13 protein-coding genes, 2 tRNA genes and 1 other RNA gene are annotated in these 15,415 nt (G+C 18.1%); 10 read left to right on the top strand and 6 right to left on the bottom strand.

What is annotated here, in order from left to right; all coding sequences use genetic code 11:
• Window positions 1-45: 45 nt before the first annotated feature.
• Window positions 46-894 (top strand): 16S rRNA (cytidine(1402)-2'-O)-methyltransferase, encoded by an 849-nt coding sequence (gene rsmI, locus AB4W57_RS00340; RefSeq protein WP_367677582.1) that lies wholly within the window; start codon window positions 46-48, stop codon window positions 892-894.
• Between the two features lie 35 nt (window positions 895-929).
• Window positions 930-1,303: RNase P RNA component class A (rnpB, locus tag AB4W57_RS00335), an RNA gene on the top strand.
• A 66-nt stretch (window positions 1,304-1,369) separates the two neighbouring features.
• Here rnpB and pmbA read toward each other — a convergent pair.
• Entirely contained in the window at window positions 1,370-2,719 is a 1,350-nt protein-coding gene (gene pmbA, locus AB4W57_RS00330) for a metalloprotease PmbA (RefSeq protein ID WP_367677581.1), read from the bottom strand.
• Between the two features lie 157 nt (window positions 2,720-2,876).
• On the opposite strand from pmbA, the gene ppa reads away from it, so the two are divergent.
• The 3 genes from ppa to rpmG all read left to right on the top strand — a co-directional run bounded on the left by ppa (window position 2,877) and on the right by rpmG (window position 3,913).
• The gene (gene ppa, locus AB4W57_RS00325) at window positions 2,877-3,428 is read left to right on the top strand and encodes an inorganic diphosphatase (protein WP_367677580.1); all 552 of its coding nucleotides are present in this window, start codon (window positions 2,877-2,879) and stop codon (window positions 3,426-3,428) included.
• Window positions 3,429-3,512: 84 nt separating this feature from the next.
• Window positions 3,513-3,731 (top strand): 50S ribosomal protein L28, encoded by a 219-nt coding sequence (rpmB, locus tag AB4W57_RS00320; protein ID WP_367677579.1) that lies wholly within the window; start codon window positions 3,513-3,515, stop codon window positions 3,729-3,731.
• Window positions 3,732-3,745: 14 nt separating this feature from the next.
• A complete protein-coding gene (gene rpmG, locus AB4W57_RS00315) occupies window positions 3,746-3,913 on the top strand; it encodes a 50S ribosomal protein L33 (RefSeq protein ID WP_367677578.1) in 168 nt (55 codons plus the stop codon).
• A 1,119-nt stretch (window positions 3,914-5,032) separates the two neighbouring features.
• Here rpmG and fliP read toward each other — a convergent pair.
• The 4 genes from fliP to gltX all read right to left on the bottom strand — a co-directional run bounded on the left by fliP (window position 5,033) and on the right by gltX (window position 10,036).
• Window positions 5,033-5,782 (bottom strand): flagellar type III secretion system pore protein FliP, encoded by a 750-nt coding sequence (gene fliP / locus AB4W57_RS00310; RefSeq protein ID WP_367677577.1) that lies wholly within the window; start codon window positions 5,780-5,782, stop codon window positions 5,033-5,035.
• A gap of 67 nt (window positions 5,783-5,849) precedes the next feature.
• Window positions 5,850-6,170, bottom strand: coding sequence for a flagellar biosynthetic protein FliO (locus AB4W57_RS00305; RefSeq protein ID WP_367677576.1), 321 nt, complete (start codon window positions 6,168-6,170; stop codon window positions 5,850-5,852).
• 549 nt (window positions 6,171-6,719) lie between these two features.
• A complete protein-coding gene (locus AB4W57_RS00300; protein ID WP_367677575.1) occupies window positions 6,720-8,267 on the bottom strand; it encodes a hypothetical protein in 1,548 nt (515 codons plus the stop codon).
• Window positions 8,268-8,620: 353 nt separating this feature from the next.
• Window positions 8,621-10,036 (bottom strand): glutamate--tRNA ligase, encoded by a 1,416-nt coding sequence (gltX, locus tag AB4W57_RS00295; protein WP_367677574.1) that lies wholly within the window; start codon window positions 10,034-10,036, stop codon window positions 8,621-8,623.
• A gap of 148 nt (window positions 10,037-10,184) precedes the next feature.
• Here gltX and AB4W57_RS00290 point away from each other — a divergent pair.
• Both AB4W57_RS00290 and AB4W57_RS00285 read left to right on the top strand, forming a co-directional pair.
• A tRNA-Val gene (locus AB4W57_RS00290) sits at window positions 10,185-10,257 on the top strand.
• A gap of 21 nt (window positions 10,258-10,278) precedes the next feature.
• Window positions 10,279-10,351 (top strand) — tRNA-Lys (locus tag AB4W57_RS00285).
• 9 nt (window positions 10,352-10,360) lie between these two features.
• Here the strand turns inward: AB4W57_RS00285 and ligA are convergent.
• Window positions 10,361-12,379 carry an NAD-dependent DNA ligase LigA gene (gene ligA / locus AB4W57_RS00280; protein ID WP_367677573.1) on the bottom strand — a complete coding sequence of 673 codons (2,019 nt, stop codon included), beginning with the start codon at window positions 12,377-12,379 and terminating at the stop codon, window positions 10,361-10,363.
• A 381-nt stretch (window positions 12,380-12,760) separates the two neighbouring features.
• Between ligA and AB4W57_RS00275 the strand changes: the two genes are divergently transcribed.
• From AB4W57_RS00275 to crr, 3 genes are all read left to right on the top strand, one after another.
• On the top strand, window positions 12,761-13,018 hold the full coding sequence (locus AB4W57_RS00275) for an HPr family phosphocarrier protein (protein ID WP_367677572.1): 258 nt from the start codon (window positions 12,761-12,763) through the stop codon (window positions 13,016-13,018).
• Window positions 13,019-13,129: 111 nt separating this feature from the next.
• Entirely contained in the window at window positions 13,130-14,857 is a 1,728-nt protein-coding gene (gene ptsI, locus AB4W57_RS00270) for a phosphoenolpyruvate-protein phosphotransferase PtsI (protein WP_367677571.1), read from the top strand.
• An 18-nt stretch (window positions 14,858-14,875) separates the two neighbouring features.
• On the top strand, window positions 14,876-15,382 hold the full coding sequence (gene crr, locus AB4W57_RS00265; RefSeq protein ID WP_367677570.1) for a PTS glucose transporter subunit IIA: 507 nt from the start codon (window positions 14,876-14,878) through the stop codon (window positions 15,380-15,382).
• Window positions 15,383-15,415: the final 33 nt, after the last annotated feature.

Raw genomic sequence — 15,415 nt, 5'->3', positions numbered from 1 at the left:
TAAAAATAGATATGGTATAATTTTTAAAAAATATTAATAAAAATTATGAAAAAAAAAAAATACGGAAAAATTTTCATTATACCTACTCCTATCGGAAATATATATGATATAACATATAGATCTATAGCAGTCTTAAAAAAAATAGATTATATTGCAGCAGAAAATTATCAAAAAATAAAAAAAATTTTAAATAAATTTAATATTAAAAAACCAATTATATCTTTAAATCAGCATAATGAATTAAAAATTACTCAAATTATATTTAATAAAATTAAAGAAAATAAAAACATTGCATTAGTTTCAGATGCAGGAACTCCTACTATTAATGATCCAGGATTTTATTTAATTAGAGAATTTCATAAAAAAAAAATAAATATTGTACCTCTCCCTGGTGCTTGTGCAGCCATTACTGCTTTAAGTGCATCCGGAATTCCTACAAATAAATTTTGTTTTGAAGGTTTTTTACCATCAAAAGAAATTAAGAGAAAAAAAGCATTAAATTTATTAAAATATGAAAAAAGAACAATAATTATTTATGAAGCTCCTCATAGAATAATACATAGTTTAAAAAATATAGTAGAACAATTAGGTGCAAAAAGAAAAATTGTATTAGCTAGGGAACTTACTAAGTCTTGGGAATCAATTATTTTTGATACGGCAGAAAATATACTTTATAAGTATAAAAATAATCAATCAATCTGTAAAGGTGAAATAGTTTTAATTTTATCAGGTTATAAAAGTAAAAAAAAAAAAATAATCTCAAAAAAAATTAAATATATTTTGTCTGTTTTAAAACCATTTTTACCAAAAAATAAAATTTCTTCAATAATATCTAAAATATATAATATAAAAAAAAAATATATATATGAATACTTAATACAAAAAATAAAATAATGACAGAATTAAAAAAATATTATAAAATTTAAATTGAAGTTGACCAGACAATCGCTCTTATAAAATAATTTATATATTTTACATAAGAGAGGAAAGTCCGGGCTCCATTAGGACAAAGCGCCAGATAACATCTGGGAGATGAAAATCTACGAATAGTGCCACAGAAAATAACCGCCTACAATAAAATATTTTTAGGTAAGGGTGAAAAGGCGTGGTAAAAGCACACCGTATATATTGGTAACAATATATAGCATTAGGTAAACTCCGCTTGGAGAAAGGCTAAATATAGGTTATATTTATGTATTGTCCATACTTAAAACCTGGGTAAGCCGATGGAACTAAAAAGTGATTTTTAGTCAAGATTAATGATTGTCTAATACAGAATCCGGCTTATAGGTCAACTTCATAATAAATTTTAATTAAGTACATTAAATTATATTAAAAAAATTTTTAATTTTTAAATTTATATTATTTTCTATCGTCCAGAAATAATCATTTTAGAAATTAAAATTGATCCACATTGTATATTTCTTCTTATGTCATAATCATTACTCATAGCGATAATTTTTCTATACATATTACATAAATTTCCTGAAATAGTAATTTCTTTTACAGCATATTTAAATATTCCATTTTCTATAAAATATCCTGATGCACCTCTAGAGTAATCTCCATTAACAATATTTACTCCATTTCCCATTAAATCTGTTATTACTAATCCTGTATTCATTTTTTTTAATAAATTTTTAAAAGAAATATTATTTTTCTGTAAAAATATCCAATTATAAATTCCTCCACAATGTCCTGTATTTTTTAAATTTAATTTTCTAGCAGAATAAGAATCTAATAACCATGTTTTTAAAAATCCATTTTTTACAATAAAACGTGGAATAGTTAAAATACCTTCATCATCAAATGGAAAAGAAGCAATACCTTTTTTAATATGAGGATTTTCAAAAATACTTAACCATTCTGGAAAAATTAATTTATTTAAACTATTTAATAAAAAAGTAGATTTTGTATATACTTGATATCCAAAAATAGATTTTGCAAAATGATTAAATAAACTTGCAGCTACATCAGAAACTAAAATAATAGAAGAACGCTGTGTAACAATTTTTTTTGAATTTAATCGAATTAAAGCTTTTTTAGCACATTTTATACCTATAGATTTAGGTGATTCTAAATCATTTATTTTTCTTGAAATAGAATAATCATCACCTGTTTCTTTTTCATTTAATATATTATCTTGAGCTACAACAGAAACAGATAAAGAATGTTGACTAAATTTATACGTTTGAAGTAAACCTTTTGTGTTTCCAAAAGCAATAATTGAATTCCCACTAGAAAAATACCCACCTTCTGAATTAATTATTCTTTTATCAAAATTTAAAGCGTATTTTTCTGTTAAATATGACATTTTTATACTTTCTTTCAAACTTATATTAGATGGATGAAATAGATCTAAATCTAATACTTTATATTTGTTTAAATTTATATCAGGAAGTTTAGATAAAATATCTTGAGATGTATATTTAGAAATCTCAATTGCAGTTAAAATAGTATTTTTAATAGATTCTATATTTAAATCTGTAGATGAAGAAGATCCTTTACAATGATTAGAATAAACTGTAACAGAAAATAAAACATCATCATGAAATTCTATGTATTCTGTACTTCCATTTCTTATAACTGTATTCGTATCATAATCTTTTTTAATATATATAAACGCTTCATCTACTTTATCTTTTACTATAAGTAAAGATTTTAAAATTATTTTCTTTAAACACTTTTCTTCATTTAAAATATCTTTTATTGTATACATTTTTACCTCTACTTATTATTTATTTAAAAAATATTTATATATTTAAATATTTTATATGAAAAGTATATTTTTATTAAAATTCTAAATATTGCTATAATAATATACATAACATATGATATAAAAACTCTTAATAATTATTTATTATACAAAAATAAAAATGAATCTAAAAAAAATTAAATCTGGAAATAAAATACCAAAAGAAATATATGTAATTATTGAAATATCAGCTTTTTCTACACCAATAAAATATGAAATTAATAAAAAAAACCAATTGTTAATGGTAGATAGAATTATTCCTACCTCAATGTTTTATCCTTGTAATTATGGTTATATTAATAAAACATTATCATTAGATGGAGATCCTTTAGATGCTTTAGTAATTACACCATATCCATTAATTCCTTATTCAATTATTGCATGTAAACCTATAGGTATGTTGAACATGGAAGATGAATCTGGACAAGATTATAAAATCTTATGTGTTCCAATAAAAAAAATATGTAGTAAATACAATAAAGTAAAAAATATTCATGATATATCTAAATCTATATTAAATAAAATAGAACATTTCTTTAAATATTATAAAAAATTAGAAAAAAATAAATGGACAAAAATATTAGAATGGAAAGATAAACAAGATACGCAAAAAGAAATTATAAATTCTATAAAAAGATATAAAAAACATATAAAATATAAAAAAATTTATTAATATATTATTTTTTAAATATTTTAAATAATTAAAAATTATAATATATTCAACTTATATTATTTTACAATAGGTAAATATTTCAAAATGTCTAAAATTTGCCAAATTACTAAAAAAAAAGTTATTTTTGGTCATAAACGATCACATGCATTAAATACAACTAAAAGAAAATTTAATATTAACTTAAAAAAACATAGATTTTGGGTTCAGGCTCAAAAAAAATTTATAAAACTCAAAGTTTCTACGCAAGCAATTAGGCTAATTAATAAAAAAAGTATAGAATATTTTTTAAAAAAAATTAAATAAAAAAAGGTATAAATATGGCTAAAAGCTCTCGAATTAAAATTAAATTAATTTCTTCTTTAAGAACAGGACATTTCTATACAACTACAAAAAACAAAAGAAACACTGTAGAAAAATTAAAACTAATAAAATATGATCCAATTGCACGTAAAAGAGCTGTATATACAGAATTTAAATTAAGATAATAAATGCAAATTTTACATATTTTTTAAAAAAATAAAATTAGTATAAAAATACTATATATTTTTATACTATTTTAAATAAATTTTATATTAAATTTTAAAAAATATACATTATAAACATTAATATAAATTTTTATAATAATACATAAAATACTTATTTAAAAAAACTTATATGTACATTTTAAAAATAATAAAAAATACGTTACAAAATAAAAAATTTTATCATATAAATTAATTTTTAATTAATTGACACAAATTTAAAAATATTATAAAAAATAAATTACATATATAAATTTAAATTATATGAACATATAAGTAGAAAATATTTTTCAAAAAAATATATATATTTAAATAAAAAATATAATAAAAAATTTTCATAACTATATCTTAAACTCATATATCTATAATAGCATTAATAAATATATAAAAAATTAAAAAAAATTATTATTAATATCTAATCGAATTAAATCATTAAATATTGTTTAATATTTAAAAATTCTATATAAATTCATAATAAAAAATATAATATTAATAATTTTTTTTAAATCAATAATAGTTATTTATTTAATAAATAATTACTATCTTATAGTTTATAAAAAAATAAAAATAAATTTATAAAAAAATTTATCATATAAAAAATTAAATATTGCGAGAATATATATATAATATTGTCATAATACTTTATATATAATACAAATAAATATAATATAAATAAAATTTTATTGAAAATATAAAAAATTTATATTATTTAAAATAAAATTTAAAATATCATAACTTGAATATAAAAAAATCAATTTAAAAATATATTGTAAATAATATTTTTATAAAAATATAAATATATCCTAAAAAAATTATTTAAAAACATCAATATTAAAATATATAATTACAAAAAATATAAAATTATTTTAACAATGTTAGATAAATAAAAATTACTATAATTTTTGTTTATTTTTAAAAAAATATTTGTTATTAATTTTATTAATAATATATTTAATAATATAGAATATTTTAATTATTAATAAAATTTTAGTAAGATAAAAGATTTTGAATTATTTATTTATATTCTATTATATATACATTTAGTCTCTCTTTATAATTTTATTTATAAAAATTTTTTATTTTTTAAAAATACAAACTACCTGCTAAAGAACTAATTAAAATCATCCATCCATTAAATAATACAAAAATTATTAATTTTAAAGGTGTAGAAATGATAGCAGGAGTAATCATGGTAATTCCTAAAAACATCAAAATACTTGACACTAATAAATCAATAATTAAAAAAGGAATAAAAATTATTAATCCTATTTTAAATGCAGTTTTTAATTCATTGATCATAAAAACAGGTACAAGAATTCTAATTGGTACATTATTTGTAATATTATCATCTTTCTTAAATTTTATATGCGTTAATTTTGCAAATTCTAATAAATCTGATTTTTTTGTTTCATGACACATAAATTCTTTTAAAGGATCTATACCTCTATCTATAGCTGTCTGAATATTAATTTTATTATCTACAAATGGAATATAAGCGTGTAAATAAATTTTATTAAACGCTGGTTGCATAACAAAAAAAGTTAAAAATAAAGATAAACCAATCAAGAATTGATTAGAAAGATAATACGATAAACCTATAGCATTTTTTACAAATCCTAAAATAATAATAATTCTTGTAAAACAAGTCATCATTAATACGACAAATGGACAAAGAATTAATAAAGTAATAAAAAATACTGTTTGAGCAGATAAAGATGAATTCACAGAATGATAAGTATTAGATAAAAAATTTTCTAAAGAAAAAATACTATATGCGTATGCATTCGGTGAAAAAAATAAAAACATTATTATAAAAAAATACAAATATGTCATAATATTATTCCAAATTTTTCACAATATCAATTTAAAAAAATAGTTTTATAAATTCTTTTCATTGTATCTAATTTTTTTTTTTTATAACTTCTTCATTTAAATTAAATTTTGTATTATCATAACGATGTAACACAATCATTTTATCTGAAGTTACTCCTATTACTAATCGAACTTTTTTTAAATCCACAATAAAAATTTTTTGATTTGGACTAATAGAAATACTAGATTTAATTTTTATATAAGGATTATTTCTATAGCCAGAAAAATAAATATATCTATTTATAATAAATATTAGCATAAGAATAATTATAGAATAATATAAATATACACAACTGTTAATACTGTTTAAAGAAAAATAATAATTTATGGATTGCAATAATGTTTTCATATTTTATAATGTTTTATGTATTAATAATGTTGTTATTAAATTAAAATTTTGTAATATATTACATATACTATCTTAAATTTATATTTTTAAAAACTATAAATATTATGTAAGAAAATATTTTTAAATATCTATCAAAATTTTTGTTAAAAATTTTATTTTTAAACTAATTTATATTCATATAATATTATATATTTTAAATTTTAAATAAATTTAAATAATTTCTTAATAAAAATTTAAAAATTTTTATATTGACATATGCTATAAATATTTTATTTAAATTATGAAAATATATACTTTAAATTTATTTTAAAAAATTATGAGATTAAATTATTTTTTAATAAAATTATTTATTTAAATAATATATTTTTTATTTATCTTAAATATTATATCTGTATATTAAAAATTTAAAGTAATTTTATTACATTAATAATTATATTAAAAATATTATATCAAATACAATTAAATTATATTTTTTAATTTTATATTTAAAATAATATGTTTATATCTTGAATTTAAAAATATTATTTATTATTTTTTTCTTTTTTATCGTTAGAAATATTTATATTTTTTTGAATTTTCAAAAGAATTTTTTATATTATATATAATACTTATATTACTATCTTCAATTTTTTTTGTTAATTTCTTAAAAGAATAAAAAGAAGTGATTAATAAAACTATAAAAAAAAATAATATAAACCACGGAACTAAATGTAATGTTCTATCAAAAGATTCATTTTTTTTAATCGGTATATATTGAATAATAGGTGTTTCTGGTTCTGAAAAATTACAGTTTAACATTTCAATAGAATCATTTCGAAATACAGAAAATCCCGCAACTTCTCTCATTAAATTTTTGATGTTAAAAATTCTATGATCTATGATAGGAAGATATTTATCTTTATGAAATTTTTTGTAATTTATCAATTTAATGATAGATAAATTTGTAATCTCTCCAATATCTAATAAAGAATTTAATTTTAAGTGATTAAATTTATTATTAGAATTTTCAAGATTACTTTTTCTTAAAATAATTGAACTAAATAATTTTTTTTTATTTAATTTAAAATTAAATTTTTTTTTTTGAAACAAATTTATATAATCAAATCTTTTTTCTACATCACCATATTTCTTACAAGAATTACTAAAAATAATAAGACCATAATTTTTTTTACTCTCTGTAATTGTATTAATTAAAAAAAAGTTATTTTTTAATATATATATTTTTTTAAAAAAATTCAAATCTTGAAAATAAGCAAATTTCCTTTTATATAATTTATTAAAATCATTTATATAAATTAATCTAAAATAATTAATTTGTTTTATAACTTTTGATAATAAATTTTTTTTAACTTGATTTTTATATTTATTTATAATAAAACGATTAAGATTAATATCTTGATAATTTGTTTGAGTATATAAAAAATTTTTATTTGAATTAAATTTTTTTCCAAATTGACTAATAATAGCAATATTTTTTTTAGATAAATTTGGAATACTCGAAGAAATTACAGAAATAATTGCATCTGATAAATCTTCTGAAATAAAATTTTTAAATGTATTAATTCTTATAAGAAATGATACAAAAGATTCATTAGATGCATCTAAAGTAGAAAAAATAATATGCGAGTTAGCATTGTTTAAAAATTTTAATTTTTCTATGTTTTGTGATAATTTTTTCTCTATTAACTGTTGATAATTTTTTTTTTGATCAAATAAATTATTTATTCTAAAATTATCTGAATTAAATAATTTTGAGCTTATTAAACTATTTTTTAATTTTAAATTTTCAGAACGTATATTAAAAATATTTATTTTATCTTTTGAATGAAATAAAAATTTAGAAATTCTTGTATATCTATCTGAAATATTTAAATTATTTAATTTTTCAGTCGTTATTTTATTATCTTTTAAAAATAAATATTTATTAATGATCTTGTAATTAATCGGTTGCATCCAAAAAAATAAAGAAAAAAATATCGTAATTACAAAAAAAAAGATTAAGAAAAATTTATTTCCATTTTTTAATAAGTAAAAAAAAATATTCATAATACATGATTTTTTGTTTGTATGTTTATTATCTTTTAAATAAAAATTCATAATTTTAAATAACCTAATTCATATATCTTACTATATTTTTAAAATTATATGAAAAATCAATATAATTTTCTAATGTATTTATATAATATAATAAAATAAAATTACAAAAAGTATACAAAATTTTTTATATTTTAAATAATAAAAATTTTAATAAATGCATATCAGGCTAAAATAAAATAAATATATTTTTATTAAGAAATTTTTATATATAAATTATATTGTTATAAAATGTTTTAAAAATATATTATAAAATTATAAAAATTTAAAATTTTAGAATTTAAAAAAAATTAAAATTTTTATTTATATTTAAATATATATATTTTAAAAAAAATTTTATTTAAATATTTACAAATCTATAAAAATAATAACATTTTTATATGCTCAATAAATTTGTTTAGTCTTAATAAAGATTTTTTTTTTCCTAAAAAATAAATAATTTTATTAATTCCTATAGAATGAATTTTTCCAATTAAAGCTAAACGTATTGGAATAATAATATTTTTTAATGAAACATTTAAACATAATGATACATTTTTTATTATATTTAAAATTACATTTAAATTCCAATCTTTTAATATTAAAATTTTTTTATATATAGTTTCTAAAATATTTAATGTATCAAAGTTTAAATAACTATTTATACAATCTGGATACATAATATTATTATCTTGAATATAAAAATCTACAATTGAATTAAATAAATCTTGAATAGTATAACTATGTGGTAAAAAATTTTCTATAATTTTATCTAAATTAGGTCCAAATTTATAATCTAAATTATTTTTTTTAAAATAATAAAAAATTATTTCTTTAATATATTTTTGATTAGAGATATTCATATAATGTTTATTAATCCAGAGTAATTTATTTAAATCAAAAATACTAGAAGATTTTGTAATTGATTTAAAGTTAAAAAATTGAATCATTTCTTTTATACTAAAAATCTCTTGATTACCATGTGACCATCCTAATCGAACAATATAATTTAAAATTGCTTCTGGTAAATAGCCTAATTTTTTATAAGTTAAGATTTTAGTTGAATTATCTCTTTTAGAAAAATTTTTTTTATTACTATTCATGACCATAGATAAATGAGCATAAGATGGTATTTTAGCTTGTAATACTTTAAGAATATTTATTTGACGAGGAGTATTATTAATATGGTCTTCACCACGAATAACATGCGTAATATTTGAATCAATATCATCAATTACTACACAAAAATTATATGTTGGTATACCATTTGCTCTTTGAATAATTAAATCATCTAACTCAGAATTGTTAATTTTAATATTTCCGCGAATCATATCATTAAATGATACAATTCCATTCATCGGATTTTTAAATCTAATTACATATTTATTTAAACTATGAAAATTTTTATCTAAATTTCTACATCTACCATCATATCTTGGTTTTTCTTTTTTAGAAATTTTTTTTTTCTTCATAGTTAACAATACATCATTATTACAATAACATTTATATGCAAATCCTTTTTTTAACATATATGAAATAATTTCTTGATAATATTTTATTTTTTTACTTTGAAAAAAAGGACCTTCATTCCAATTTAAATTTAACCATTTTAGTGTATCAAAAATATTTTTAGAAAAAATAGATTTTGATCTATTTTGATCTGTATCTTCTATTCTTAACACAAAAATTCCATTATTTTTTTTAGCATATAACCAAGAATATAAAGCTGTTCTAATATTTCCAAAATGTAAATTTCCAGTTGGGCTAGGTGCAAAACGTGTTTTTATAATCATAATTGCTCTTATTAATAAATATTATTGTATTTTTTAATAAAAATATTATATAATGAAATAAAAATTTTTAAAATTTAAAAATAATTAAGACATAAATTTTATTAATAAATATTAATTAAATTTTATAAATTATTTTATTTATAAAAAAGGGTGATTAGCTCAGTTGGTAGAGCGCCTCTCTTACACGGAGGAAGTCGGCGGTTCAAATCCGTCATTACCCAAATTATATATTTATCTATATAGGGTCGTTAGCTCAGTTGGTAGAGCAGTTGACTTTTAATCAATTGGTCGCAGGTTCAAATCCTGCACGACCCAAATAAAAAATTATATTTTAGAAAATATTTTTATTAATTCATCTTCAGAAATAATCTTCTTTTTAAAATTTACTGCATATATAAATTTTTTTCCAGGATTTTTTCCTAAAATTACTAAATCAATTTTTTTTGAAATATAATTTTTTACTATTCCACCTAAATTTTCTAATTTATATATAATTTCTGTTCTAGAAAAATTTTTTAATTGACCTGTAATTAAAATGTTTTTTTTATAAAAAATTGATTTTTTAAAAAATAAACGTTTGTCTTTTTTAAATAAAACGCGAATATAAAATTTATTAATTAATTGATCAATAATATTCAAATTATTATTATTAGATAAAAAATTTGATAAATTATTGTAAATTAATTTCCCGACACCTGGAATTTTTAAAGCATCTTCTTGAGGTATTTTTAAAAAATTTGTTAAAGATCCGCAATAATTTGCTAGATTATATGCAACACTCCTACCAATACCTTTAATCCCCAAAGAATAAATAAATTTATCTAAATTAATAGAATTAAATTTATTTAAAGCATTTAAAATATTATTTGCAGTTTTTTTTCCTACATTTGTTAATTTAAATAAAGTTTGAAAATCTAATTTAAAAAAATCTATTGGATTACGAAAATTATTTTTTTTTATTAATTGATTAATTATATGAGGACTTAATCCTTTTATTTTAAAAGAATCTTTAGAAAAAAAATGTATAATACGTTTTTGTATTTGTGGTATGCAAAAAAAACTATTAGTGCAATAAAAATTGTTTTGTTGAGTACATGTTTTTAAAATAAATGAACACGAAGGACATTTATTTGGAAATATTACTTTATTTTTTAAGTTTTCTATAAAAGAATTTTCTTTGCTTATAATTTTAGGTATAACATCTCCTGCACGACATATAAAAATTGTATCTCCAAGATATAAATTTAATTTTTTTAATTCTTTATTATTATAAATTGATGCTTTTGTAATTTTTACTCCATGAATATAAACAGGTTCAAAATAACCTACAGGCGTAATTACACCGGTACGTCCAACTTTAAATTTTACTTGTATAAGTTTAGTTTTTTTAACTTCATTTGGAAATTTATAAGCTATAGCCCAACGTGGAGCACGAGAAATTAAACCAATTCTATGTCTTAATCGTAATGAATCTATCTTAATTACAACTCCATCTATATCAAATTTTAATGTAGATCTTAATTTATTAGTTTTTTGAAAAAAACTTAGAATTTCATTTTTAGATTTACATAACAATATTTGATCACTAATATTAAAACCCCAATTTTTTATTTCTAGTAAATTTAAATAATAACTATCAATTTTTTTAAAATAATTAAATAATTCAAATCCATGACAAACAAATAATAATTTTTTTTTTAATGAACTATCTAAATTTTTTCTACGTAATAACCCAGATGCTAAATTACGAGCACTAGAAAACTTACTATTATTCAAAATAAAATTTTTTTTATTTAAAGAAATAAAATCTTTTTTTGAAATAAAAATTTCACCTCTAATTTCCATTATTTGAGGAAAATTTAACCCATTTAAAATTAATGGAATAGATTTAATGAAAAATATATTTTTAGTAACATCTTCTCCTTTTTTTCCATCTCCACGAGTTGATGCTTGTTTTAAAATTCCATTTATATAAATTAAATTTACAGCAACACCATCAAACTTTAATTCACAACAAAATTTGATACTTTTTGTATTTGATAAAAGTAACATTTTTTTATAAAAATTTATAAAATTTTTTTTATCAAAAATATTTTCTAAAGATAACATTGGAGTTAAATGTTTTCTAAATTTAGATTTTTTAAAAATAGATGAACCAATTAAATGAGTAGGAGAATTAATAATTTTTTTTTTATTAACTTTTTTTTCAAGGTATTTTAACTTATTAAATAAATAATCATATTTACTATCAGAAATAATAGGTTTATCTAAATAAAAATATAAATAATTATGATAAATTATTTTATTTTGTAAATTTTTTATTTTTTTAATTATTTTACTCATATAAAACCGAAAAATTGCTAATTATTATATTCATTATATATCATTTTTTATAAAAAAATATTTAATATTATATAAAGTTTATTTAATTTTACTATAGAATTTTTTAAAATATTTTTTGTAATTAATACCTTAAAATTTTATTTAAAAATTTATTTACATTTATTATTAAAAAATAATATTTTTATATTATTTTAAGCTGTTAAAATCAAAACATTTTAAAAATATATTCTTTATTTTTTTATCAGAATTTCAATATTAATGTTAATATAAAGTGATTTATTTTCACAATAAAATCAAATAAAATATATAAATATTATAAAATTCAAGAAAAAATTTATTATATAAATTTATATAAACTTTGTAATTAAGGATAAATTCATCATGCTTCAAAAAAAAATACATATTAATTCTCCTAATGGATTACATACAAGACCTGCAGCACAATTAGTTGAACAAGCAAAAAAATATATTTCAAAAATTACAGTGATTTTAAATGGTAAAGAAGCTAGTGCTAAAAGTTTATTTAAATTACAAACTTTAGGAATTACAAAAGGTAGTACTATAATTTTATCCGCTGAAGGAGAAGATGAAAAAAAAGCTATTAATAAATTATCTAATTTTATAAAAAAACTTATATAAAATAAAAATTTTTCTATAAAATAAATTTTTTATTTATAATTCTAAATTAAATTTTATTTAAAAAAATTTTATTTCTCACTTTTATTATTTATTATATTCAACGGTAATGTCATGATTTCAGGAATTTCAGCATCACCAGGCATTGTTTTTGGAACAGTACTTCTTTTTAAAGAAAAAAAAATTAAAATTAATAAAGAAAACATATCTGAAAAAAATGTTCAAATAGAAATTAAAAAATTCTTTCAAGCTAGAAAAAAATCAGCTCAACAAATTCATGAAATAAAAAACCAAGCAAAAAAAAAATTTGGAAAAAAAAAAGCTTCTATATTTCAAGGACATATATTATTACTTGAAGATGAAGAGTTAGAAACAGAAATTATTTCTTTAATTAAAAAAAAAAAAATTTCAGCAGATTTTGCTATAGAAAAAATTATTCAAGAACAAATCCATACTTTAGAAGATTTAAAAGATGAATACCTAAAAAATCGCGCTATAGATATACGAGATATAGGTGATAGATTATTAAAAAATATTTTAAATATTCCAGTAATTGATTTAAGTAATATAAAAAAAAAAGTAATTTTAATTACTAGAGATTTAACTCCATCTCAAACAACACAAATGAATTTAGAAAAAATTATAGGGTTTATTACAGATTTAGGAGGTATTACATCTCATACTTCAATTATGGCAAGATCTTTAGAAATACCTGCAATTGTTGGCACTAAAGACATTACAAAAAAAGTTCAAAATGGAGATTTTTTAATTTTAGATAGTATTAATAATAAAATTATCATTAATCCTTCAGAAAAAAAAATAGAATACTTTAAAAAAGAAAAAAAAAAATATTTTAATATACAAAAAAAATTAAAATTATTAAAAAATCTTCCTGCGATTACTCAAGATGGAAAAAAAATAGAAATAGGATCAAATATAGGAAACTATAAAGATTCTATTAATGCAAAAAAATATGGTGCAGAATCTATTGGTTTGTATCGTACAGAATTTTTATTTATGGGAAGAAATAATTTACCTTCAGAAGAAGAACAATTTCAAGCTTATAAATCTATAGCTGAAAAAATGAATGGAAAAAGTATTATTATTAGGACTATGGATATAGGAGGAGATAAAAATTTATCTTATATGAATTTTCCTAAAGAAGATAATCCATTTCTAGGATGGAGAGCTATTAGAGTATCTATTGATAATATAAAAATTTTACATGATCAAATTAGAGCAATATTAAGAGCTTCTGTTTTTGGTGCACTTAAAATAATGTTTCCAATGATTATTTCAATGGAAGAAATTTATTTTTTAAAAAAAGAAATTAAAAATATTAAATATGAATTAAAAAAAAAAAACATTCCTTTTAATAAAAAAATAAAAATAGGTATTATGATAGAAACTCCTTCATCTGCTATCATTTCTAAATATTTAATTCAAGAAGTAGATTTTTTTAGCATCGGAACAAATGATTTAACACAATACACATTAGCTGTAGACCGTGGTAATGAAATCATTTCTAAACTATATCAACCTATTAGTCCTTCTATATTATATCTTATTAAAAAAGTTATTTCTGCATCACATAAATCTGGAAAATGGACAGGAATATGTGGAGAATTAGCAAGTAATCCAGAAATTATTGCATTATTAGTAGGTATGGGCATTGATGAACTTAGTATGAGTTCAATTTCTATTCCCAATATAAAAAATATTATTAGAAAAATAAATTTTAAAAAATCAAAAAAATTTGCAAAAAAAGTTTTAAAAGAAAAAAAAATAAAAAATATTCAAAATCTTATAAAAAATTTTAATAAAAAAGAAAATTTACTATAAATAAAATAGGAGAATCTAATGAACTTTATCTCAAATTTTTTTAAAAAAAAAGATTCTCATATAGATAAAAGAACGAAAATTATTGCTCCTATTTCTGGAAAAATCATACCTATTGAAAAAGTTCCAGATGTAGTATTTTCTAAAAAAATAGTAGGAGATGGTTTAGCAATAAAACCTACAAGTAAATATATTGTTTCTCCTATAAATGGAAAATTAGGTACAATTTTTAAAACATTACATGCATTTTCTATTGAATCTATGAATGGCATTCAAATTTTTGTACATTTTGGTATTGATACAGTCAAACTTCAAGGAAACGGTTTTAAATCTTATGCAAAAGAAGGACAACAAGTTAAAGTAGGAGATGTAATTTTAAAAGTAGACTTAGAATTACTTAAAAAAACTGCAAAATCTTTAATTACTCCTGTAATTATATCTAATATAGAAAAATTCAAAATTATAGAAAAAAAAGAAGGTACAACTATTGCTGGAAAAAGTGTAATTATGTATGTACATAAAAAATAGAAAAAATTTTTTTAAAACGGCGGTTGAACGCCG

The sequence above is a fragment of the Buchnera aphidicola (Chaitophorus populicola) genome (genome assembly GCF_964058995.1).
GTDB lineage: Bacteria > Pseudomonadota > Gammaproteobacteria > Enterobacterales > Enterobacteriaceae > Buchnera_J > Buchnera_J aphidicola_BO.
This window is presented reverse-complemented; position numbering and strand designations above follow the sequence as displayed.